This is a genomic window from Azomonas macrocytogenes, from assembly GCF_014191985.1.
GTDB lineage: Bacteria > Pseudomonadota > Gammaproteobacteria > Pseudomonadales > Pseudomonadaceae > Azomonas > Azomonas macrocytogenes.
This window is the reverse complement of the sequence record NZ_JACHXI010000006.1, coordinates 99263-119601: the sequence shown is the minus strand read 5'-3', so window position 1 is coordinate 119601 and position 20339 is coordinate 99263. Positions and strand designations below refer to the sequence as shown.

The 20339-nt window shown below is 62.3% G+C and carries 21 protein-coding genes; 12 read left to right on the top strand and 9 right to left on the bottom strand.

Annotation, left to right across the window (positions count from 1 at the left end):
- Window positions 1-59: 59 nt before the first annotated feature.
- A complete protein-coding gene (locus tag FHR87_RS08180; protein ID WP_183166221.1) occupies window positions 60-326 on the bottom strand; it encodes a CRISPR-associated endonuclease Cas3'' in 267 nt (88 codons plus the stop codon).
- 260 nt (window positions 327-586) lie between these two features.
- On the opposite strand from FHR87_RS08180, the gene FHR87_RS08175 reads away from it, so the two are divergent.
- Entirely contained in the window at window positions 587-754 is a 168-nt protein-coding gene (locus tag FHR87_RS08175) for a hypothetical protein (protein ID WP_183166220.1), read from the top strand.
- Between the two features lie 30 nt (window positions 755-784).
- Here the strand turns inward: FHR87_RS08175 and FHR87_RS08170 are convergent, their stop codons facing one another.
- Window positions 785-1876 (bottom strand): aminopeptidase, encoded by a 1092-nt coding sequence (locus tag FHR87_RS08170; protein WP_183166219.1) that lies wholly within the window; start codon window positions 1874-1876, stop codon window positions 785-787.
- A 212-nt stretch (window positions 1877-2088) separates the two neighbouring features.
- Between FHR87_RS08170 and FHR87_RS08165 the strand changes: the two genes are divergently transcribed.
- The 5 genes from FHR87_RS08165 to FHR87_RS08145 all read left to right on the top strand — a co-directional run bounded on the left by FHR87_RS08165 (window position 2089) and on the right by FHR87_RS08145 (window position 6961).
- On the top strand, window positions 2089-2505 hold the full coding sequence (locus FHR87_RS08165) for a PA0061/PA0062 family lipoprotein (protein WP_183166218.1): 417 nt from the start codon (window positions 2089-2091) through the stop codon (window positions 2503-2505).
- On the top strand, window positions 2487-2927 hold the full coding sequence (locus FHR87_RS08160) for a PA0061/PA0062 family lipoprotein (protein ID WP_246335873.1): 441 nt from the start codon (window positions 2487-2489) through the stop codon (window positions 2925-2927). The genes FHR87_RS08165 and FHR87_RS08160 overlap by 19 nt, the downstream gene beginning before the upstream one ends.
- A gap of 265 nt (window positions 2928-3192) precedes the next feature.
- Window positions 3193-4197 (top strand): LLM class flavin-dependent oxidoreductase, encoded by a 1005-nt coding sequence (locus FHR87_RS08155; protein WP_183166217.1) that lies wholly within the window; start codon window positions 3193-3195, stop codon window positions 4195-4197.
- 135 nt (window positions 4198-4332) lie between these two features.
- Window positions 4333-6033 (top strand): copper resistance system multicopper oxidase, encoded by a 1701-nt coding sequence (locus tag FHR87_RS08150; RefSeq protein WP_183166318.1) that lies wholly within the window; start codon window positions 4333-4335, stop codon window positions 6031-6033.
- Between the two features lie 7 nt (window positions 6034-6040).
- Complete coding sequence (locus FHR87_RS08145) at window positions 6041-6961, top strand: copper resistance protein B (RefSeq protein ID WP_183166216.1); 921 nt, start codon at window positions 6041-6043, stop codon at window positions 6959-6961.
- A 52-nt stretch (window positions 6962-7013) separates the two neighbouring features.
- Here the strand turns inward: FHR87_RS08145 and FHR87_RS08140 are convergent, their stop codons facing one another.
- Window positions 7014-7565 carry a DNA-3-methyladenine glycosylase I gene (locus FHR87_RS08140; RefSeq protein WP_183166215.1) on the bottom strand — a complete coding sequence of 184 codons (552 nt, stop codon included), beginning with the start codon at window positions 7563-7565 and terminating at the stop codon, window positions 7014-7016.
- A 91-nt stretch (window positions 7566-7656) separates the two neighbouring features.
- On the opposite strand from FHR87_RS08140, the gene glyQ reads away from it, so the two are divergent.
- From glyQ to FHR87_RS08115, 5 genes are all read left to right on the top strand, one after another.
- Window positions 7657-8604, top strand: a complete 948-nt coding sequence (gene glyQ, locus FHR87_RS08135; RefSeq protein WP_183166214.1) for a glycine--tRNA ligase subunit alpha — start codon at window positions 7657-7659, stop codon at window positions 8602-8604.
- Window positions 8601-10655, top strand: coding sequence for a glycine--tRNA ligase subunit beta (gene glyS, locus FHR87_RS08130; RefSeq protein ID WP_183166213.1), 2055 nt, complete (start codon window positions 8601-8603; stop codon window positions 10653-10655). Before glyQ ends, glyS begins: the two co-directional genes overlap by 4 nt.
- Window positions 10656-10734: 79 nt before the next feature.
- Window positions 10735-11295, top strand: coding sequence for a D-glycero-beta-D-manno-heptose 1,7-bisphosphate 7-phosphatase (gene gmhB / locus FHR87_RS08125; RefSeq protein ID WP_183166212.1), 561 nt, complete (start codon window positions 10735-10737; stop codon window positions 11293-11295).
- Entirely contained in the window at window positions 11292-12032 is a 741-nt protein-coding gene (locus tag FHR87_RS08120) for a lysophospholipid acyltransferase family protein (RefSeq protein ID WP_183166211.1), read from the top strand. Before gmhB ends, FHR87_RS08120 begins: the two co-directional genes overlap by 4 nt.
- A gap of 84 nt (window positions 12033-12116) precedes the next feature.
- Window positions 12117-13478 carry a GGDEF domain-containing protein gene (locus FHR87_RS08115; RefSeq protein ID WP_183166210.1) on the top strand — a complete coding sequence of 454 codons (1362 nt, stop codon included), beginning with the start codon at window positions 12117-12119 and terminating at the stop codon, window positions 13476-13478.
- Window positions 13479-13597: 119 nt separating this feature from the next.
- Here FHR87_RS08115 and FHR87_RS08110 read toward each other — a convergent pair whose 3' ends face one another.
- The 4 genes from FHR87_RS08110 to FHR87_RS08095 all read right to left on the bottom strand — a co-directional run bounded on the left by FHR87_RS08110 (window position 13598) and on the right by FHR87_RS08095 (window position 17965).
- Entirely contained in the window at window positions 13598-14632 is a 1035-nt protein-coding gene (locus FHR87_RS08110; protein WP_183166209.1) for a YncE family protein, read from the bottom strand.
- A gap of 114 nt (window positions 14633-14746) precedes the next feature.
- Window positions 14747-15592 (bottom strand): SDR family NAD(P)-dependent oxidoreductase, encoded by an 846-nt coding sequence (locus FHR87_RS08105; protein WP_183166208.1) that lies wholly within the window; start codon window positions 15590-15592, stop codon window positions 14747-14749.
- Window positions 15593-15690: 98 nt separating this feature from the next.
- Window positions 15691-17028, bottom strand: coding sequence for an NTP/NDP exchange transporter (locus FHR87_RS08100; protein WP_183166207.1), 1338 nt, complete (start codon window positions 17026-17028; stop codon window positions 15691-15693).
- A gap of 10 nt (window positions 17029-17038) precedes the next feature.
- Window positions 17039-17965, bottom strand: coding sequence for an aldo/keto reductase (locus FHR87_RS08095; RefSeq protein ID WP_183166206.1), 927 nt, complete (start codon window positions 17963-17965; stop codon window positions 17039-17041).
- Between the two features lie 112 nt (window positions 17966-18077).
- Between FHR87_RS08095 and FHR87_RS08090 the strand changes: the two genes are divergently transcribed.
- Window positions 18078-18968, top strand: coding sequence for a LysR family transcriptional regulator (locus FHR87_RS08090; RefSeq protein ID WP_183166205.1), 891 nt, complete (start codon window positions 18078-18080; stop codon window positions 18966-18968).
- Window positions 18969-19035: 67 nt separating this feature from the next.
- Here FHR87_RS08090 and FHR87_RS08085 read toward each other — a convergent pair whose 3' ends face one another.
- Entirely contained in the window at window positions 19036-19986 is a 951-nt protein-coding gene (locus tag FHR87_RS08085) for a homoserine kinase (RefSeq protein ID WP_183166204.1), read from the bottom strand.
- 13 nt (window positions 19987-19999) lie between these two features.
- Window positions 20000-20311, bottom strand: a complete 312-nt coding sequence (locus tag FHR87_RS08080) for a DUF2782 domain-containing protein (RefSeq protein ID WP_183166203.1) — start codon at window positions 20309-20311, stop codon at window positions 20000-20002.
- Window positions 20312-20339 lie beyond the last annotated feature (28 nt).

Genomic DNA, 20339 nt, shown 5'->3' with positions numbered 1-20339 from the left:
CTGGTGGTTGCGAGAATACCGACGCCCGCGCGGGGCACGACCTGCCAATGGTCCTCTCTCTACTCGAGAGCACGACGTTTCAATCCGCGCGCCCGCGTGGGGCGCGACTTCAGCAAGCCGATAGCTGACTTGATATAAGCCGGAAATTCCTGACTGTATTTGCCGAGATCGTGCAACAAGCCCAGCAATTCACCCAAGTGCTCCATGCCCAGTTTCCGGGCAAAAATTCTGGCCCAAGCGGCTGCACCAAATAAATGCTCGGAAAGAGGCTGCCACGTATCGTCAGATTTACGATAGTGAGCTGTATAAGAAGGTGGAACACTCATCGCGACTCCGAATCAACAAAGTTCAGTAAGAACAATCCAGCTCCCGTTTTTTTGAAGAAACCGTAATAGTTCGCCATAGAGCAAGTCTCGCAACGTCTTCATGGCAGCGAATTAGATAGCAAAGCGCTTTTCCTAACCGGGACAGAGCGCTCAAACGTGGCAGGCATTCCACCCTGCCCTGCTGGCAGGGAAGCAGATCGGGCTTGCCGATTGCGCCTGGAAGCAATACTGTATAAAAATACAGTAAAGAGGAAATCGCCATGTCTTCCAGCCATGTGAAATACATCCATGACAGTCTCCAGAAACCCACCCTATCCGTGCCGTATATGGAAAAACAGGATCTGCTGAAACTGGCGCGGCAACTCAGGAATGCAGAACCGCGGCTTCTGCCGCCGCCGTTGCGCAATGGTCACGAGAGTGCCGCCTGAGCCATCCGGGCGCGAAACGGGCTTGCGTAATCAGGTTCCAGCGGTTTGCGTCTGCTGTCCCTGCTCTGTCATCAGCGCCTGTAGCTGGCGATTGCGTTCGCTGTCAGTCAATTGGGCGAGCTTTTCGACGGCGGCATGGAATTCGGGCCAGTTGCGCCCACTCTGTTCGAACAGGCGCGCGAAGGCGGGCGTCCAGCCATCGTAGAGGCCGAACGGCAGCAGTGTGGCATTGTTCAGCGGCTGGTTGATCCAGTGATCGAAGTAGCCCTGGCCTTTCCAGTCCCGCTCGCGCAGCCGATGGTAGGCTTGCCGCAGGCGCATGAATTCGGCCTGTTTGTTCGTCCGCATGATCGCTTCCGGCTGGCCGGAGGCATAGAGCACGCGCAGCCGTTCACGGGTTGCCAGCACCAGTTCCACCAGTTGCCGGTAAGCGCGCTCCCGTTCCGCACGCGGCGGCGGCAGACCGCGCAGCGCCTGCCATTCGCGCAAACCTTCCTGTTCGACGAAGCTGGCATAGGACTCGTTGAAGGCGGTATCGCCCGGCAGATACAGCCGCTGATGCGCAAGTTCGTGGAAAACCAGGGCCGCGAGCTGTTCATCGTTGCGGCGCAGCATGGAGCTGAGTACCGGATCGGCGAACCAGCCGAGGGTGGAATAGGCATCCACGCCGGCGACCAGGGTGTCCAGGCCGGTCAGGCTCAGTTCGGCCGCTGTTGCCCGCGCGGCGCTCTGGTGGAAATAGCCGCGATAGGCGACGCAGCCGGCAATGGGGAAGCAGTGTTGCAGCGGCTCGACCGAGAACTCGGGAGTGGCAAAGACGTTCCATACGACATAGGAACGCTGGATGTCCGCGTATTGCCGGTAGCTGGCGTTATCCGGCAGGCCGAGATTGCTGCTGGCGAAGGCGCGGGCCTTGAGCAGCAAGGCCAGGCGCTGGCGCAGTTCGGCGTCCTGCCCAGGGTCGCCGATCAGCGTGTCGATGGACTGGCGCGACTGGAGCAGCGAAAGCTGCCCCGAGGCGAGCTGGCCATAGTAGCTGGCACAACCACTTAGCAACAAAACCGACAGCAGGAAAATCCGGCGCAGTAGCAAATGATAAAGTAGAACGAAAATATGTCGCATTCGGGCCAAAGTAGGTTCTATACGAAATCGGCGAGCGCAGTTCGGGCCATAGAGGCAGGCAGCAGGTAAGCGAGGTTAAACGAGCAACGCCGTGCGCACGAGTCTCTTTTCATGCGGTATCGCTCGGTGCTGGCCGTTTTCGTAGGGAACCTGGCGTACCTGGTAATCGAACGCGACATCCTTATCGACAGTGACGATTCAGGAGTTTCGACATGCGCGGCTTGATGCCCGGACTGGTATTGCTTTCCCTTGGCGGTTGTTCGCTGTGGATACCAACCCCCAACCCCGACCAGGCGTGGATCGACTTGCAGCCGCAAAACCAGACTCAGCTCGAAGCCCTTGCGGTGGATCAGGAGCAACTGCGTGACACCCGTTATTTCCAGGTCGACCCTGGTAGCCGCCGCCTGGACATGCGCACTCGCTTCACCGTCAATGCCGCCAATGTGGGCGGTACCGAGCCGCTCCAGCGCGACTGCCGGCTGAGCCTCGAATATGCCGATTTCAGTGCCGGCAGCCGCTATCGCCTGGTCGCCGGCGGCCTCGGTTTCCGCCCGTGGGCCAAGCTCTACGATGCAAACAATAACCTGCTGGCCCGTGCCACGGAGCGGGGATGCGGCGGCGCGTCCTGAAGCCTGGCGACCTGGCCAGACTGGCTATCGCGCTACTGCCGATGGCCCTGGCCGGTTGTGCCGGGCCATTGCCCGAGCCCGACCTCAAACAGGCCTGGGTCGACATGAGCAAGCCGCCGAGCGACTATCTGATGGCCGACCGGCTGGATGAAACACGGGTCGACGATGGGCGTTATTTCCAGGTAACCCCTGGTGCTCATGAACTCGAAGTGCGTTACGACTTCGAAGTCATAGGCGGGGGTGGACGGGATACCGGCAAATATCGTCGCAGTTGCCAGCTGGTGGTCCACTACGATGCATTCCAGGCCGGGCAGCGTTACCGTATCGCAGCGTACTCGCTGGGATTCAACCCTTATGCCTTCCTGCAAGATGCCGCGCATCAAGATCTGGCAGAGGCAGAAATGGTCTACTGCTGGCCGTGAGAACCTGTTCACGATCTCGCGAGCTAGAGCCAAACGGTGGCGAAAACGGCAGAGGAAGCGGACCGGGCTCGCGTGCGAGTTTACGAATGGTAAATGAGCATTTCGACCGGGCTGGCGATCCAGGCTGGTTTCAACGCCGTTTGGCCGACGCGCAGCAGATCGTGAACAGGTTCTAAGTGTCGCCGCCGTATCCTGCAGCAGATCCGGCCCGGCGCCGGATCATCTTTCATCCGTACCGCGAATCGCGGAAAACGCGAGCTTGACCATGCCACGACTCGATCAGATCCGTTTTTCCACCCTGGACCTCGCGCCCATTCGTGACGATGGTAGCCCGGCCCAGGCCCTGCATAACTCCCTGGCCCTGGCCCGTCATGTGGAAGGACTGGGTTTCGAGCGTTTCTGGGTCGCCGAGCATCACAACATGGACGGCATCGCCAGTTCGGCCACCTCGGTCCTGATCGGCTATCTGGCGGCCGGCACCTCGCGCATCCGAGTTGGCGCGGGTGGCGTGATGCTGTCGAACCACTCACCACTGGTGATCGCCGAACAGTTCGGCACCCTGGAAACCCTCTATCCGGGACGCATCGACCTGGGGCTCGGGCGCGCGCCAGGTACCGATCGCTACACCATGCAGGCCCTGCGGCGAAACCGGAGCAGCGACGACGACGACGAATTCCCTGCCGATGTCGCGCAGGTCCGGGCACTGCTCGGCCCGCCGCAACCGAATCAGCGGGTATTCGCCATTCCCGGAACCAATACCCGCGTCCCCCTCTGGTTGCTCGGTTCCAGCCTGTTCAGCGCACAGTTGGCGGCCTCCATGGGGCTGCCTTATGCCTTCGCCTCGCATTTCGCACCGCTTTATGTGCATGAGGCGATCAGGCTCTATCGCGACCAGTTCCAGCCATCCGAAGCCCTGGACAAACCCTATGTGATGCTTGGCGTACCGCTGTATGCCGCCGACAGCGACGAGCGCGCCGAATACCTGGCCACCACGGCCTTTCAGCGAGTACTGGCGCTGCTGCGCAGCCAGAGCCGGGTACTGCGTCCGCCGATCAAGAGCATGCAGGGCGTCTGGCTGCCGCACGAGCAGGATGCGGTGGGCAACTTCCTGGGCATGGCGCTGATCGGCGGCCCGCGCAAGGTCCGCGCGCGCCTGGAGGTGTTGCTGGAGCAGACTCGGGCCGATGAGTTGATCTTCACCAACGACATGTACGAGCCGAACGATCGCCACCGGGCCTTCGAGATCGTGGCGCAGCTGCGTTCGGCCTGACCTCGGCTGTTTGCCGGCGATACCAGCCGATTCCATACAGCGCTGCGCACTATTACGGCGTTGCGCTGCCCAACCCTGCCTTGCCATAACGACTTTGCTCGTTCCAACCACGAAACCTGCAGCCCGGATCACCCTATGCAAGACAAGATTTTGCGCCGGACTTTCGTCAAAAGCCTGGCCGCCGGCGGCCTGCTCGCGCAGCTCGGCCTGTGGCACGCACCGCTGCAGGCAACAGGCCGACGGCACCGCCCGGCCATACTGACAGGCAACGAATTCGATCTGCTGCTGGCGCAAACCAGTGTCGATTTCGCCGGCGCCAGCCACCGTGCCATGACCATCAACGGCACCCTGCCCGGCCCGACCTTGCGCTGGCGCGAAGGCGATACCGTCACGCTGCGGGTCAGGAACCGGCTGGACGCACCCGGTTCGATCCATTGGCACGGCATCCTCCTGCCAGCCAACATGGACGGCGTGCCCGGCATGAGCTTCGACGGCATAGCCCCGGGCGGCCTGTACGAATACCACTTCAAGGTCCGCCAGCACGGCACCTACTGGTATCACAGCCATTCGGCGCTGCAGGAGCAATCGGGCGTCTACGGCGCGCTGGTGATCGAACCCAGCACGGCAGAGCCTTGGCACTGCGACCGCGACTACGTGGTGATGCTCACCGACTGGACCGATGAGAACCCGGAGCGGGTCTTGTCCAAACTCAAGAAACAGTCCGACTACTACAACTACCAGCAGCGCACCGTGTTCGATTTCATCCACGATGTGAGCGAGCACGGCTGGCTGTCGACCCTCTCCGAGCGCATGGGCTGGGCCAGGATGACCATGAACCCCACCGACATTTCCGACGTCAGCGGCTATACCTACACCTATCTGCTCAACGGCCGGGCACCCGACGACAACTGGACCGCGCTCTTCCAACCGGGTGAGAAGATCCGCCTGCGATTCATCAATGGTTCGTCCATGACCTACTTCGACCTACGCATTCCGGGCCTGAAGCTGACTGTCGTGGCAGCCGACGGCCAACCGGTCGAACCGGTCGAGGTCGACGAGTTGCGCATCGCGGTCGCAGAAACCTTCGACGTGATCGTCGAACCCCAGGCCGAGGCCTACACCCTCTTCGCCCAGTCCATGGATCGCACCGGCCATGCGCGCGGCACCCTGGCCGTTCGCGAAGGCTTGAGCGCGGCAGTTCCCGAGATGGACCCGCGCCCGGTACTCACCATGAACGATGTGGGCATGCACCACAGCGACATGGCTGACAGCGGGCACGGTGGGATGGACCACGGCAGTATGGGTGGCCAGATGCAACAGCATCCCGCCTCGGAATCCCACAACCCACTGGTCGACATGCAAACCCTGTATCCCCAGCCCAAGCTGGACGATCCGGGCATCGGTCTGCGCGACAACGGCCGGCGCGTGCTGCGTTATGCGGACCTGCGCAGCCGCTTCGCCGATCCGGACGGCCGCGAGCCCGGCCGCACCCTCGAACTGCACCTGACCGGCAACATGGAGCGCTTCGCCTGGTCCTTCGACGGCATCAAGTTCTCCGCTGCCCAGCCACTGCGCCTGAAATACGGCGAGCGCCTGCGCATCACTCTGGTCAACGACACCATGATGGCCCACCCCATCCACCTGCATGGCATGTGGAGCGACCTTGAAGACGAGCACGGCAATTTCCTGGTGCGCAAACACACCATCGACATGCCGCCCGGCACCAAGCGCAGCTATCGCGTGACAGCCGACGCGCTGGGTCGCTGGGCTTATCACTGCCACATGCTGTACCACATGGAAATGGGCATGTTCCGCGAAGTGATCGTGGACGAGTGAGATCGCCATGAACCTATCTTTCAGCCACAAGCCGCTACTGGGCAGCGCTTTCGCCCTCGGTCTGCTGGGGGTCGCCCAGGTCCCCGTCGCCTTGGCCGAAGACGACCACAAGCATCATTCCGGCAGATCATCCATGGGCACGCACGCAGGAACGGGCAATGCCGCTCACGCCATGGATCACCACGGTATGACGCATGACGATGGCACCGCCACAGCCCAAAGCCGGACGCCCATTGCACCGATCACCGCCGCGGACCGCCGAGCCGCCTTTCCCCATGTATCCGGCCATACCTTGCACGACAGTGCGATTCGCCGTTTTTTTCTGTTCGAAAAGCTGGAATACCAGGATGCCGACGACGGCAGCGCCCTGAACTGGGATGCGCAAGGCTGGATCGGCGGCGATGTCGACCGACTGGTGCTGCGCTCTCAAGGCGAGCGCAGCAACGGCCTCACCGAGCAGGCGGAAATCCATGCCATGTGGGGCCATGCCCTGAACAACAATTGGGATCTGGTTGGTGGAGTACGCCACGACTTCAAACCGGAATCGGCCCAGACCTGGGCTGCCCTGGGCGCCCAGGGCACCTTCTACAATATCGATATCGAAGCCACCGGCTACTATGGCGAAAACGGCCAGACCTCGGCCCGTTTCGAAGCCACCTACGACCTGCTGCTCACCAACCGCCTGATCCTGCAACCCACGACGGAAATCAATGTCTACGGCCGCAACGACGAAAGCCGTGGCGTGGGTGCCGGCCTGTCCGAGATCGAAGCCGGCCTGCGCCTGCGCTACGAATTCGTCCGCCAGTTCGCACCCTATATCGGGGTCAATTGGAGCCGTTCCTACGACGGCACGGCCAACATGCTTCGTGAAGAAGGCGAAGCTGTCGAAGAATGGCGCTTCGTCGCCGGCATACGCCTGTGGTTCTGACAGCCGCACGGTGCCGGGCCTTGTATAATTCGGCACCCATAATAGAGGTGGATCAGCCCGCCAGTTCGGCGTGGCGCTCGCAGTCGAGGATATGATCCATCACCATCCCGCTCGCCTGCATGAAGGCGTAGCAGATCGTCGGCCCGACAAAGGTGAAGCCAGCCTTTTTCAACGCTTTGCTCATCGCCTCGGCCTCCAGCGTGACAGCCGGCACCTCGGCGAGCGAGGCAAAACGATTGATCCGTGGCATACCGCCGACGAATGACCAGAGCCACGCGACCGGATCATCCAGGCGCAACCAGGCCCGGGCGTTGCTGCGCGCAGCCTCCAGCTTGCGCCGGTGGCGGATGATGCCGGGGTCCTGCAACAGCGTCTCGATCTGCGCATCGCTCATGCACGCCAGGCGCTGCGGATCGAAGCCGAACAACACTTGGCGGTAGCGCTCGCGCTTTCTCAGCACGGTGATCCAGGCCAGACCAGCCTGGAAGCCTTCCAGCAGCAACAGCTCGAACAGCGCGCGCGGCTCGCGTAACGGCACGCCCCACTCGTGGTCGTGGTAGTCGATATACAGCGGATCGCTGCCGCACCAGGCACAACGAGGCATATTAGCGTTCTCAACAGATGGGGAAGCACCCGAAACGGTGCAATCGCGTATACTTACCGGCTTTCTGTCGAAGCCCTGCACAGGTGAACTCTTGAGTCAGACTACGCCCGCCGTGCGCACCTTCCAAGACCTCATTCTCGCCCTGCAGCATTACTGGGCCGAGCAGGGCTGCGTGGTGCTGCAGCCCTACGACATGGAAATGGGCGCAGGTACCTTTCATACCGCTACTTTCCTGCGCGCCATCGGTCCCGAGGCCTGGAACGCCGCCTATGTCCAACCATCGCGCCGCCCGGCCGATGGCCGCTATGGCGAGAACCCCAACCGCCTGCAGCACTACTATCAGTTCCAGGTGGTACTCAAACCCAACCCCGAGAATATCCAGGAGCTGTACCTCGGCTCGCTGCAAGCCATCGGTGTCGATCCGCTGGTGCACGACATCCGTTTCGTCGAGGACAACTGGGAATCGCCCACGCTCGGCGCCTGGGGCCTGGGCTGGGAGGTCTGGCTGAACGGCATGGAAGTCACCCAGTTCACCTACTTCCAGCAGGTCGGCGGCATCGAATGCTATCCGGTCACCGGCGAGATCACCTACGGTCTCGAACGCCTGGCCATGTACCTGCAGGGTGTCGATTCGGTGTATGACCTGATTTATTCGGACGGCCCGTTCGGCAAGGTGACCTATGGCGACGTGTTCCATCAGAACGAAGTCGAGCAGTCCACCTATAACTTCGAGCACGCCAACGTGGCGAAGCTGTTCGAACTATTCGACTTCTATGAAAGCGAGGCCAATCGCCTGATCGACCTCGAACTGTCGCTGCCAACCTACGAAATGGTGGTCAAGGCTTCGCACACCTTCAACCTGCTGGATGCGCGCCGCGCCATCTCGGTCACCGAGCGCCAGCGCTACATCCTGCGCGTGCGCACCCTGGCCCGCGCCGTGGCGCAGAGCTACCTGCAGGCGCGGGCGCGTCTCGGCTTTCCGATGGCCACGCCGGAACTACGCGACGAAGTCCTGGCCAAGCTGGAGGCAGCCGAATGAACACGCAAGACTTTCTGGTCGAACTGGGTACCGAGGAACTGCCACCCAAGGCCCTAAAAAACCTGGGCGACGCCTTCCTTGCCGGGGTCGAAAAAGGCATCAAGGACGCCGGGCTGAGCTACCATGGCGCGCTGGTCTACGCCGCACCCCGGCGCCTGGCTGTGCTGGTCAAGCGCCTGGCGATCCAGCAACCGGATCGCTCGGTGAACCTGGACGGCCCACCGACCCAGGCCGCGTTCGACGAAGAAGGCCAGCCGACCCAGGCCGCGCTCGGCTTTGCCCGCAAGTGCGGCGTCGATCTGGCCGAAATCGACCGCAGCGGCGCCAAACTGAAATTCAACCGCCAGATTCCCGGCCAGCCTGCCAGCAGCCTGCTGCCCGGTATCGTCGAGGCCGCCCTGGCTGCCCTGCCGATTCCCAAGCGCATGCGCTGGGCCGCGCGCAAGGATGAGTTTGTCCGGCCGACCCAGTGGCTGGTGATGCTGTTCGGCGATAACGTGATCGAGTGCGAAATCCTCGCCCAGACCGCCGGCCGCACCTCGCGTGGACACCGTTTCCACCATCCGGGCGAAGTGCGGATCAGCTCGCCAGCCACCTATGCCGAAGACCTGCGCTCCGCCTACGTGATCGCCGACTTCAAGGAGCGCCGCGACCGTATCGCCAAGGGCGTCGAGCAACTGGCCAGCGAACAGAAGGGCAAGGCCATCGTGCCGCCAGCGCTGCTCGATGAAGTTACCGCGCTGGTCGAGTGGCCAGTGCCGCTGGCCTGCTCTTTCGAGGAACGCTTCCTCGCCGTACCGCAGGAAGCGTTGATCTCCACCATGCAGGACAACCAGAAATACTTCTGCCTGCTGGACGAATCCGGCAAGCTGTTGCCGCGCTTCATCACCGTTGCCAACCTGGAAAGCCGCGACCCAGGCCAGATCGTTTCCGGTAACGAAAAGGTCGTGCGCCCGCGCCTGACCGACGCCGAATTCTTTTTCAACCAGGACCAGAAGCAGTCGCTGGAAAGCTTCAACCAGCGCCTGTCGAAAGTGGTGTTCCAGGCACAGTTGGGCACAGTTTACGAGAAGGCCGAACGAGTCTCCAGACTTGCCGCCTGGATCGCTGAGCGCATCGGCGGCGACGCCACGCACGCCGCCCGGGCGGGCCTTCTCTCCAAGTGCGATCTGGCCAGCGAGATGGTCGGCGAGTTCCCGGAAATGCAGGGCGTTGCCGGTTATTACTATGCTCGCAACGATGGCGAAGCGGAAGATATCGCCCTGGCCCTGAACGAGCAGTACATGCCACGCGGCGCCGGGGCCGAACTGCCGACGACCCTGACCGGTGCCGCCGTGGCGGTGGCCGATAAACTGGATACGCTGGCTGGCATCTTCGGTATCGGCATGCCGCCGACCGGCAGCAAGGACCCTTACGCCCTGCGCCGTGCCGCGCTGGGCGTACTGCGCATCCTGATCGAGAAAGAACTGGAACTGAACCTGAGCAAGGCCGTAGACGTCGCGGTCGCCCAGTACGGCGACCGGATCAAGGCACAGGGCCTGAGCGAGCAGGTGGTGGAATTCATCTTCGACCGCCTGCGGGCCCGTTATGAAGATGAAGGCGTACAAGTGCCCGTGTATCTCGCGGTACGCGCCGTGCAACCGGTCTCGGCACTGGATTTCGACCAGCGCGTGCAGGCCGTGCGGGCCTTCCGCAAGCTGCCGGGCGCCGAAGCCCTGGCGGCGGCCAACAAGCGCGTGTCCAACCTGCTGGACAAATACGAAGGCAAACTGCCGACCAGTATCGATCCGCGCTTCTTCGACAATGCCACCGAGTTCTCGCTGTACTCGGCGATCCAGCAGGCCGACCACACCGTGGCACCGCTGGCTGCCGAGCGCCGTTACCGCGAAGCGCTGGAGCGCCTGGCCAGCCTGCGCGGGCCGGTGGATGCCTTCTTCGAGGCGGTGCTGGTCAATGCCGAGGACCAAGCCGTGCGGGCCAACCGCTACGCCCTGCTGGCCAGGCTGCGCGGCCTGTTCCTGGGTGTCGCCGACATTTCTGCGCTCGGCTGACGGGCTTTCGCCCAAGACTCCACGCTGCCCGGGCGTGGAGCCAGCCGACCGAACGCATCATCTTTGCCAGGAACGACCGATGAGACACCAGAACGCCTCGAAACTGATCGTGCTCGATCGCGACGGGGTCATCAATGAAGACTCCGACGACTACATCAAGTCACCGGAAGCCTGGATACCCATTCCCGGCTCGCTGGAAGCCATCGCCCGCCTGTGCCAGGCCGGCTGGACCGTGGCCGTCGCGACCAACCAGTCAGGGGTCGCCCGTGGCCTGTTCACCCGCGCGGAACTGGAGCGCATGCATTTCAAGATGCAGCAACTGGCCATGGAAGCAGGTGGTTGCATCAACCTGATCGTGCACTGCCCGCACGGCCCGGACGAGGGATGCGACTGCCGCAAGCCGCTTCCCGGCCTCTATCGCCAGATTGCCGAACACTTCGAACGAGAGGATCTGGCCGGCGTACCGGTGATAGGCGATAGCCTGCGTGATCTGCAGGCCGGACTGGCGCTGCAGGGAACGCCCTACCTGGTCGAAACCGGCAAGGGCCAGCACACCCGGCAACAGCAATTGCCGGTCGGTACTCAGGTCTTCGCGGACCTCGCAGCAGTCGTCGACCATCTACTCGGAACCTCCCGATGACCCTCACGTACAAGCTGCGCATCGTCCTGCTCTATGCCTATTTTGGCCTGACCGCCGGCCTCTGGTGCCTGGTCGGCGTGACCTGCGCGCCCTTCCTCTCGACCTATCGCCGCTACCGCCTGGTCGCCCATAGTTGGTGCCACAACGCGATCCGTGCCACACAGGTGTTGGTCGATATCGACTACCGGGTCATTGGTCAGGAGAACATTCCCGAGCGACCTTGCGTGATTCTCGCCAATCACCAGAGCGCCTGGGAGACCTTCTTTCTCACCGGCAGCTTCTTCTCGCCGCTGACCCAGGTACTCAAACGCGAACTGCTCGACATTCCATTTTTCGGCTGGGCGATACGCTTGATCAAGCCCATCGCCATCGACCGCGACAACCCCAAGATGGCGCTCAAGCAGGTTGCAATCCAAGGCCATGAGCGCCTACAACAAGGCATCTGGGTGCTGATCTTTCCCGAAGGCACGCGCGTACCGGTCGGCGAACCGGGCAAGTTTTCCCGTAGTGGCGCAGCGCTTGCCGCGAATGCCGGACTGCCGATCCTGCCGATAGCACACAACGCCGGCAGTTTCTGGCCGCGCACCGGCTGGAGCAAGCGCCCGGGCACCATCCAGGTAGTCATCGGCCCACCGCTGCTGGCCGAAGGTGAAGGCCCACGTGCCATCGCGGAACTCAATCAGCGCGCAGAACAATGGATTCACGCAACCGTCAAGGAGCTGGAAAGCCAGGTGTGATCGATCAACCAGGCGTGACCGGTGCCCGTACCCTCAATATCGACAAGCGCAACCTCGACCTGCGCTTTTAAGGAAGGCGTACTCATGCAGCAGCCCCAGACCGAACAGCTGACCACCGAATGGCGAAACCTGATCGCCCGCACTTCGGCCGAAGCCCGCGACGAGGTACGGGTGCTGGCCAGGCAGCATGCCGCCGAGCTGACAGCGTTGTTCTACCGGGAAATGCTCAAAGACCCTGCCTCGGCCAGCTTTCTCAGCCACGAACAAGTCAAGAACCACCTGAGTCACTCGCTGCAGCAATGGATCATCGCGCTGTTCTCGGTCACGACGCCCGAGGAGCTGAAACACAACATCGAACAGCAAAAGAGCATTGGTCAGGTGCATGCACGCGTGGAAATCCCCGTCAGCCTGGTCCTGCGCGGCGGTCGCCTGCTGAAGAACCACCTGGTCGAACTGCTCGAAGAACGCAATCTGGACGATACCCGGCGCCGCGAGGCGAGCAGCCTGTGCTATGGCCTCATCGATCTGGCGCTGGAAATCATGTGCCTGGCCTTCTCCCAGTCCCACGATCGCAGCTCTCGAGCCGAGGAGGCCTACCGCCTGTTTTCCATCTCGCACAACATCCGCGTCGAGAAAGAACGCCAGCGCGCCGCTCTGCTGGACTGGGAAAACCAGCTGATGTTCGACCTGGCTACCGGCAACACACCCGAAACCCTGTCAACGCTCACCGGAGCCGAATTCGGTCTGTGGTTCCGGCACAAGGCCTCCCATGCCTTCCAGGGTTCACCCGAGAGCAACAACGTCCTGCAACTGATCCACGAAATCGACCACTATCTGCCGAAACTGGCCGATACCAACAGCGGGATCGATACCCTGCGTCAGATCCGGGAACGAACCCGCTCGATCAAATACCTGCTGGACAGCCTGTTCGAACAGGCCGGTGAACTGGAAGCCGGTCGCGATGTGCTGACCCGGCTGCTGAACCGTAAATTCCTGCCGGTGGTCATGGGCAAGGAAATGCACTACAGCCGTACCTCGGGGCAGAGCTTCGCCGTACTGATGCTGGACGTGGACCATTTCAAGTCGATCAACGACACCTACGGCCACGAAGCAGGCGATCTGGTCCTGCAACAAGTCGCTGGAATCCTCTCGTCCAATACCCGTGGTGGCGACTACGCCTTCCGCATGGGTGGCGAGGAGTTTCTCGTGATCCTAGTGGACATCATTCCGGAAAAAGCCCTGCTGGCCGCCGAAAAGCTGCGCCAGCTGATCGAAAGCGAACGCTTCAAACTGCCACAGGACCGGGAGTTGCACATCACCGTCAGCGTCGGGATCGCTCCCCACGACGGCCATCCCGACTACCAGCAACTGCTGCAGCGCGCCGACCAGGCGCTCTATCAAGCCAAGAGCAACGGTCGCAACCAGTGCGTGCTGTTGGAAGGGTGAACGCCCGTTCGTAAACAGGTGAATGTGCCATCTCTACATGTTGCCAGATTATTGCAACAGCCCCCGGGTCCATGGCCATTCAAGACACACCGCGAGCAAAGACTTTTCATGTCTGCCGCTTACCGTTGGATTTGCGCGCCAGCCGGCAGCATGATGGCGGCATCCGGGCCGGCCCATGTCGCGAAACGGGTTTCGATTTTCCATGCAAGCAGATCGATCACGGCCACGTGATCGTCATCGAGTGCGGCATACAACCAACGGCCATCGGCAGCAAGGTTCAGACCTGGTGCTGCCACGCCCAGCGGCAAACGGCGCTCCTCGGCCAGGGTGTCCGGTCGCAGCAGCGACAGGCTGCGGTCGGCCTCGTTGGATACGAGCAGTTTTCCATCGGGTAGGGAAACCACGCGCACGGCTTCGCCACGCGTCGGCATCCGGCGCAGCTCGCGCATGTCGTGCGCGTCGTAGGCGACGATGTCGCTACCGTAGCGGTTGATGACGTAGAAGGTGGCTTCATCGGGGCTCAGACAGCAGCCTTCCGGCCCCTTGCCGCTGAAACGCTTGACCGGCGCCACGGAAGGATCGTGGGGATCGGCCAGGATCACCATGCCGCTGAGCGTATCTGCTACATAGGCGCGCCGACCGTCGCGTCTGATCACCAGGTAATGGCTGCGCAGTCCACCCAGCGGCACCGCCTGATCGGGCACATCGCTGTTTGCTGGGTCGTCGAAGCGAATCAGTACCGAGTCGAGCTCAGCCAGCACGTATAGCCGGCCAGCCTGATCCATACGGATGCCGTGCAAACGCCGGAATGGCGACAGGTCGATAGTACGGTGCAAACGGCGACCAACCAGGTCGATCACGAACACGCGATCACCGCCAACTCCCGGACCACGCCAACGCGCCACGCCGTACTGGGCAATGTAGGCATAGCGGCCCTGCGCATCGACGGCAATTTCATGCGGTTGCGCCGGCAGCGGGATACTACTCAGCCGCCGGCCTTGTGGCAGTGCATAGAAGCTCACGGCAGGCATGTCCTTTTCGACGAGGACCAGGATATCCCCCCCTTGCACCGCGAATGCGGGCCGACCGAAGGCCGTCATTGCCAACGTCGAACCAGCCAGGGCCAATAGCTTGCGCCGTTTCATCCGGCTCATGGTCTCCGTTTGCTGCGCCAATCGGGAATCGATCGCACAGTTGCGCACAGTCGATCACGCAGCCTTCACGATGTCTGTTTCTGCCACCGGAACCGTGGGGTCGACGCTGTCGATTCAGGGAGCATCGCGAGTCACCTCCAGACGCGCAAATGACTGCGACGTCGCGACCACTTCAAGTCGGTTCACGTTCATACGCGGTGGTAGTGAGGCCAGCCAGAACAGGCTTTCGGCGATGTCTTGCGGGGTCATCGGGTTGGCGTCCTGATAGGTACGCTTGGAAGCCTCTGCGTCGCCCTTGGTGCGGACCTGGGTGAATTCCGTTTCGACCATTCCGGGCTGGACCACGGTCACACGCACGCCAGTCCCGCGCAAATCGCTGCGCAGCCCCATCGAGAACTGATCGACGAACGCCTTGGTACCGCCATAGACGTTACTGCCGGGATAGGGGTAGTTGCCGGCGACCGAGCCGATGTTGATGATCTGACCATGGCGTTCGATCAGTTTTGGCAGCAGGTGGTGAGTCAGCGTGACCAGAGCGGTGATATTGGTATCGATCATCGTGCGCCAATCCTCCAGATTGGCCTGCTGTGCCGGCCCGGTGCCGAGCGAAAGGCCGGCGTTGTTGATCAGCAGGTCGATCTCGCGGAAGTCTTTGGGCAAAGCATCCAGAGCCTTGTCCATGGCTGGCGCATCGCGCATATCGAAAACCGCCGGATACACACGGTCAGCCCCGAATTCCTCGACCAGCGGTTGCAGGCGCTCTGCGCGGCGGCCGGTAGCGACCACCTTCCAGCCTTCGGCCGCGAAACGGCGCGCCGTGGTCGCTCCGATGCCGGATGTGGCACCGGTGATCAGCACCGTCCGTGCTTCCGGCGGGGCCGCGGCTGCAGGCTGGACAAAGGCCAGCCCCCAATAGCAGAGCAGGACAAAAAAGGCCGTTGGCAGAGCGGGAATGCGCATGTATTTACCTCCTGGTCTTGGCGGATCGCCGCCACATGGGCTTGCAAGGCAAGCCACGGTGAATGAATCAGGCAATCGCGTCAGGCCCGCGACAAGGTTCATGCAGAACCTTCAACCGGCGGCGATGCAGAAGACCGGGCCGTCTCGCCAGCCTCGCGGCGCTGCTGTGCACGCCCGAGGCCGACGCCCGTCAGCGCCCATACCAGTGCCAGCGCCGCACCGATGATCATCGCCAGCGCCGGATGCTCGCCGATCAAATCGAGACCGCGCTTGACCCACCCGCTGGCGGCATCGCCGCCGCGGTAGACCACGGTGTCGATGAAGTTCTTGGCCTTGTACTTCTGTTCGGCCGGCACCACGGTGTAAAGCATCTCCCGGCCCGGCCGCACCAGTGCGTATTCGCCGGCGCGGCGCACCACCATCACCACCACGAATACGGCGAACACGGGGGCCAGTGCCAGCCACAGGAAACCGGCGGCCATCACTAGCGGCACGGCCACCAGCAATACCCCCACACCCAGTTTCTGCGCAATGCGCCCGGTCAAAAACACCTGAGTCAGGATGGCCAGCGTTTGCACCACGGTATCGATCAGCCCGAATACCTGGGTCTGGCGAACGCGGTCGGGAAAGTATTCGGCGACCATCCGCGCCTGCTCGAAGTACAGGAAGGTGGTGACACTGGCCAGCAGCACCACGAAGACCGCGATGCCCAGCAGATAGCGTGAGTGAAATACCGCCGTGGCACCGGCAAACGGATTGCCGCCCAGGGGCTTGCGCCGCACCGGCTCATCCGTACTCGCGCCTGCCTCGACCGGATGGTGATCGCGCCAGCGATGCAGCCACACCGCCGCCAGCGCACTGCTGGCCAAAAGTACTGCAGATAGCACGAGCAGGCCGGCATGACCGAGCGGCGCGACCAGCAGTGTCCCCAGGATCGGGCCAGTCAGGCCGCCGAGGCTGGCACCGCCTGCGATCAATGCGAACAGGCGTTTCGCCTCGCCGGTGACGAATATATCGGCCATCACGCTCCAGGCCAGCGAGATCGTCAGCATGTTGAACACCGACAACCAGATATAGAACGCGCGCGCGATCCAGGGATCATCCGGACGGCTCGCCAGGGCCACGGCAAAACCCAGCAGATTGAGCACGAAGAAACCGTACACCCAAGGCACGATGCGCCGGCGCGACACCTTGGAGGCCAGCCAGCCGAACAACGGCAGCGCCACCAGTGTGGCGACGAAGGTGCCGGTAAACAGCCATTGCAGATTCTCCACCCCGCCGGCCACGCCCATCGTCTCGCGAACCGGTCGCAGCATGAAATAGCCGGTGAACAGCAGGAAAAACATCAACAGTCCCGCCAGCACGGCAGGCGCTTCGCGGGGTTCCAGATTGAGCAGTTTGGTCAGGCGGCGAAGCGGTGCCGAAGGTGTGTTCATCAGGTAGCCCTCAACCGACCAGATCGATCAGTGACTGTCGCTGCGCAGCCGTCAGCACCGCTTCGCTGCCAGCCTTGAGATTGTCAGTCTGCCGGTCCGGCTTGCCGGTGGCCGGGATCACTGCGGTGACCGCCGGATCACTGAGGGCGAACTGGAGAAACGCCTGTGCCCAGGAAGTGATGCCGGCCTCGGCGGCCCAGGCCGGCAACGCCTTGCCCTTGACTCTGGCGAACAACCGGCCATCGTCGAAGGCACGATTGACCAGTACGGCTACGCCCAGCTCCTTGGCTATCGGGAATATCCTGGTTTCGGCACTGCGCGAAATGACCGAGTAGTTGACTTGCAAAAAGTCCGGCTTGACCGCTCGGACCACCTCGGCCAGTTCGTCGTGCCCGCTGTCCAGCCAGTGGGTGACACCGGTGTAGCGGGTCTTGCCCTGGGCCTTGAGTTCGTTGATCACCTCGATCTGCGTCTTCCAGTCTTGCAGGCTGTGCACCTGCAGCAGTTCGACCTTATCGGTCTGCAGCAACTGCAAGGAGCGCTGGAACTGCGCCAGTCCGGCTGCGCGGCCGGTGGCGCCGATCTTGGTGGCCAGAAATGCCCTGGAGCGCAGCTCAAGTTCCGCCAGCAGCCGGCCAAGGACCGCCTCGGCATTGCCGTAGCCAGGGGCCGTGTCGATCAGCGTTGCGCCGGCAGCGAAGAAACGCCGCAGCACTTCACGCAGCGGATCGAGCTCGGCGGCACTGTTACCGACATCGAAACTGCCGGAGCTCCCCATGCCAATCACCGGCAGGCGTTCGCCGGTAGAAGGAATGGCGCGCATCTGCAACGCCTGGGTAGCGGGCACAGCGCCAAGGGCGAAACGCGTAGAGCCAGCGACGGCAAGGCCCGCCGAGGCCAACGCACAGCCGGAAACGAAACGACGTCGGGATAGCATCGGAGCATTCCTTAAACAATACGCACGGTATGTAAATCGAGTGTAGATAGGTTTTCTGTGCTAATGATTGACAGGAAACCTAATGAACTATTGCCGCAGGAAGAAACAATCGATGGCCATCAATGACCTGTCCTTGTTGCGCCTGTTCGTGCAGGTGGTGGAAGCAGGAACACTGTCGGCGACGGCGCGCAAATTGAACATCTCGCTGCCGGTGGTCAGTCGGCGGCTTCGCCTGTTGGAAAATAATCTGGGCGCACGCCTGCTGCAGCGGACTACGCGACGCCAATCGCTTACCGCCGAGGGCAGGCTTTTCTATCAGCGTGCCGTGCAGATACTGGCCGATCTGGAGCAGGTCGAGCAGCAGTTGTCCCGGCACAGCGCAACGGTATCGGGGCACTTGCGGGTGACCGCCCCGGTAGCCCTGGGACGTCGGCGCATCACTCCGCTGCTGGCAGAGTTCCGCGCCTTGCATCCGCAATTGCACGTGCAGCTCGAACTCACCGACACGGTGCTCGATCTGGTCGAGTCCGGCGTGGATCTAGCCGTACGTTACGGCGCTCTGGACGATTCGTCCTACATCTCCCAGCCATTGGCGCCCAACCACCGGATACTGTGCGCTTCGCCGGACTATCTACAGCACCATGGCGAACCGCGTCATCCAACGGAACTGGTCCACCACCAGTGCCTGCAGATCGGACATCAGACGCAGACGGAGTGGCGTTTCGAGGGCGACGAACCCGTGACGGTGAAGATCGCGGCCACGCTGGTGGCCAACGACGGCGACGCCGTACACCAATGGGCGCTGGCCGGGCATGGCATTGCGCGCAAGTCCATCTGGGATGTGGCCGAGGATCTGCGCGTCGGTCGTCTGGTACAGGTTCTGGCCGACTATCCGATTCCCGCCGCCCCGCTGCATGCCATCTACCCGCACAGGCGCCACCTTACGCTGCGCGTACGCGCGTTCCTCGACTACCTGGCGGCGCACCTGGGTACGGCGGCCTGATTACGTACCGCTGGCCAGAGGCTCCAGCGGCACGATCCCGGTCCTGAAAACCTGGAATTGAAGCCTTTCAAAGTGCGAACGGCAGCCTGACTTCCTCATCCCGCCGCGCCAGCAGACGATGATAGAACTCGTCCGGATTCTTGATCAGCACCTCGCGGCCGGCATGTTCCTGGACGGCGATCAGGCGCGACAGCCAGAAGCGCAGGCAGGCGATGCGCAGCATCGATGGCCATAGCTCGGCCTCGACCGGCGTAAAGCGGCGCAGGCTCGAATAGGCTGCCAGCAACGCCTGGGCACGCGGCAGATCGAGCGAGCCGTCGGGGTTCGAGCACCAGTCGTTCAAGGTGATCGCCAGGTCATAGAGCATCGGCCCCGAGCAGGCGTTGTAAAAATCGATCACGCCGGAAAGATGCGGGCCGTCGAACAGCACATTGTCGAGAAATAGGTCGGCGTGCAGGTTGGCACGTGGCAGTTCCTGCACGCGTTTCTGCAGGGTTTCGGCCTCCACCAGCGCCTCGCGCAGGGCCGGCAACTGCGTGTCCGGCAGGCTCATGGCGAGCAGCGGACCTTCCCGCAGCATCCACACCAGGCCCCGGTCGCTGCGCCGTTCGAGAATATGGTCGCGGGTAGCCAGATGCAGCCGCGCCAGCAACCGGCCGACTTCGGCACAGTGATGGGCGTTCGGCTCGGCAATGTGCTTGCCGGGCAGGCGCGGTTGCAGCAGCGCCGGTTTTTCCGCCAGCGAACGCAAGGTATTGCCGTTTTCGTCGGGCAAGGCGTAGGGCACCGGCAACCCGGCCTGGTGCAAGACTTCAAGCAGCTCGATGAAAAACGGCAGATCGTCGACCGGACCGCGCTCCACCAGGGTCAGGACGAATTCGCCCTGCTCCAGGCTGACGAAGAAATTGCTGTTCTCGCTGCCTTCGGCGATCCCCTGGAAATCGCGCAGCCGGCCAAGCCGGTAAGGGGCGAGAAAAACATCGAGTTCGTGGCGTTCCAGCGGCGTAAATACGGACATAAGGGTTTTCTGCTTACCAACTGAAGATTTTCCAGGCAGGAATCAACATGCCCGGCTTTTCGGAATTGACGAAATTATTGTCACCGTCGGCACGCACCAGGAAATAGGGCTTGCCATACGTGGGTGTGACTTTCACGGCATAGAGGATGCCATTGAGACGATATTCCTCGATGGTGCGGTCGCCTTCCGTACGGATGGTCACGTCCGGATCGCCTGGTGACTGCGGGTCCGGGGCCATGGAGGGTAATTGCTCTTGCTGGGCAATGGCCGGCAGTTGCACGCTTGCCAGCACAGCAACCAGCATCAAGTGTTTGAGAGCGCGCATGCTAACCTTGCTCCTTTACTGAGTGGTC

Excerpts from the sequence above, each read along its gene's own strand:
- FHR87_RS08180 (WP_183166221.1), bottom strand. The coding sequence starts at position 326 with ATGAGTGTTCCACCTTCTTATACAGCTCACTATCGTAAATCTGACGAT.
- FHR87_RS08175 (WP_183166220.1), top strand. The coding sequence starts at position 587 with ATGTCTTCCAGCCATGTGAAATACATCCATGACAGTCTCCAGAAACCC.
- FHR87_RS08170 (WP_183166219.1), bottom strand. The coding sequence starts at position 1,876 with ATGCGACATATTTTCGTTCTACTTTATCATTTGCTACTGCGCCGGATT.
- FHR87_RS08165 (WP_183166218.1), top strand. The coding sequence starts at position 2,089 with ATGCGCGGCTTGATGCCCGGACTGGTATTGCTTTCCCTTGGCGGTTGT.
- FHR87_RS08160 (WP_246335873.1), top strand. The coding sequence starts at position 2,487 with ATGCGGCGGCGCGTCCTGAAGCCTGGCGACCTGGCCAGACTGGCTATC.
- FHR87_RS08155 (WP_183166217.1), top strand. The coding sequence starts at position 3,193 with ATGCCACGACTCGATCAGATCCGTTTTTCCACCCTGGACCTCGCGCCC.
- FHR87_RS08150 (WP_183166318.1), top strand. The coding sequence starts at position 4,333 with ATGCAAGACAAGATTTTGCGCCGGACTTTCGTCAAAAGCCTGGCCGCC.
- FHR87_RS08145 (WP_183166216.1), top strand. The coding sequence starts at position 6,041 with ATGAACCTATCTTTCAGCCACAAGCCGCTACTGGGCAGCGCTTTCGCC.
- FHR87_RS08140 (WP_183166215.1), bottom strand. The coding sequence starts at position 7,565 with ATGCCTCGTTGTGCCTGGTGCGGCAGCGATCCGCTGTATATCGACTAC.
- glyS (WP_183166213.1), top strand. The coding sequence starts at position 8,601 with ATGAACACGCAAGACTTTCTGGTCGAACTGGGTACCGAGGAACTGCCA.
- gmhB (WP_183166212.1), top strand. The coding sequence starts at position 10,735 with ATGAGACACCAGAACGCCTCGAAACTGATCGTGCTCGATCGCGACGGG.
- FHR87_RS08120 (WP_183166211.1), top strand. The coding sequence starts at position 11,292 with ATGACCCTCACGTACAAGCTGCGCATCGTCCTGCTCTATGCCTATTTT.
- FHR87_RS08115 (WP_183166210.1), top strand. The coding sequence starts at position 12,117 with ATGCAGCAGCCCCAGACCGAACAGCTGACCACCGAATGGCGAAACCTG.
- FHR87_RS08110 (WP_183166209.1), bottom strand. The coding sequence starts at position 14,632 with ATGAGCCGGATGAAACGGCGCAAGCTATTGGCCCTGGCTGGTTCGACG.
- FHR87_RS08105 (WP_183166208.1), bottom strand. The coding sequence starts at position 15,592 with ATGCGCATTCCCGCTCTGCCAACGGCCTTTTTTGTCCTGCTCTGCTAT.
- FHR87_RS08100 (WP_183166207.1), bottom strand. The coding sequence starts at position 17,028 with ATGAACACACCTTCGGCACCGCTTCGCCGCCTGACCAAACTGCTCAAT.
- FHR87_RS08095 (WP_183166206.1), bottom strand. The coding sequence starts at position 17,965 with ATGCTATCCCGACGTCGTTTCGTTTCCGGCTGTGCGTTGGCCTCGGCG.
- FHR87_RS08090 (WP_183166205.1), top strand. The coding sequence starts at position 18,078 with ATGGCCATCAATGACCTGTCCTTGTTGCGCCTGTTCGTGCAGGTGGTG.
- FHR87_RS08085 (WP_183166204.1), bottom strand. The coding sequence starts at position 19,986 with ATGTCCGTATTTACGCCGCTGGAACGCCACGAACTCGATGTTTTTCTC.
- FHR87_RS08080 (WP_183166203.1), bottom strand. The coding sequence starts at position 20,311 with ATGCGCGCTCTCAAACACTTGATGCTGGTTGCTGTGCTGGCAAGCGTG.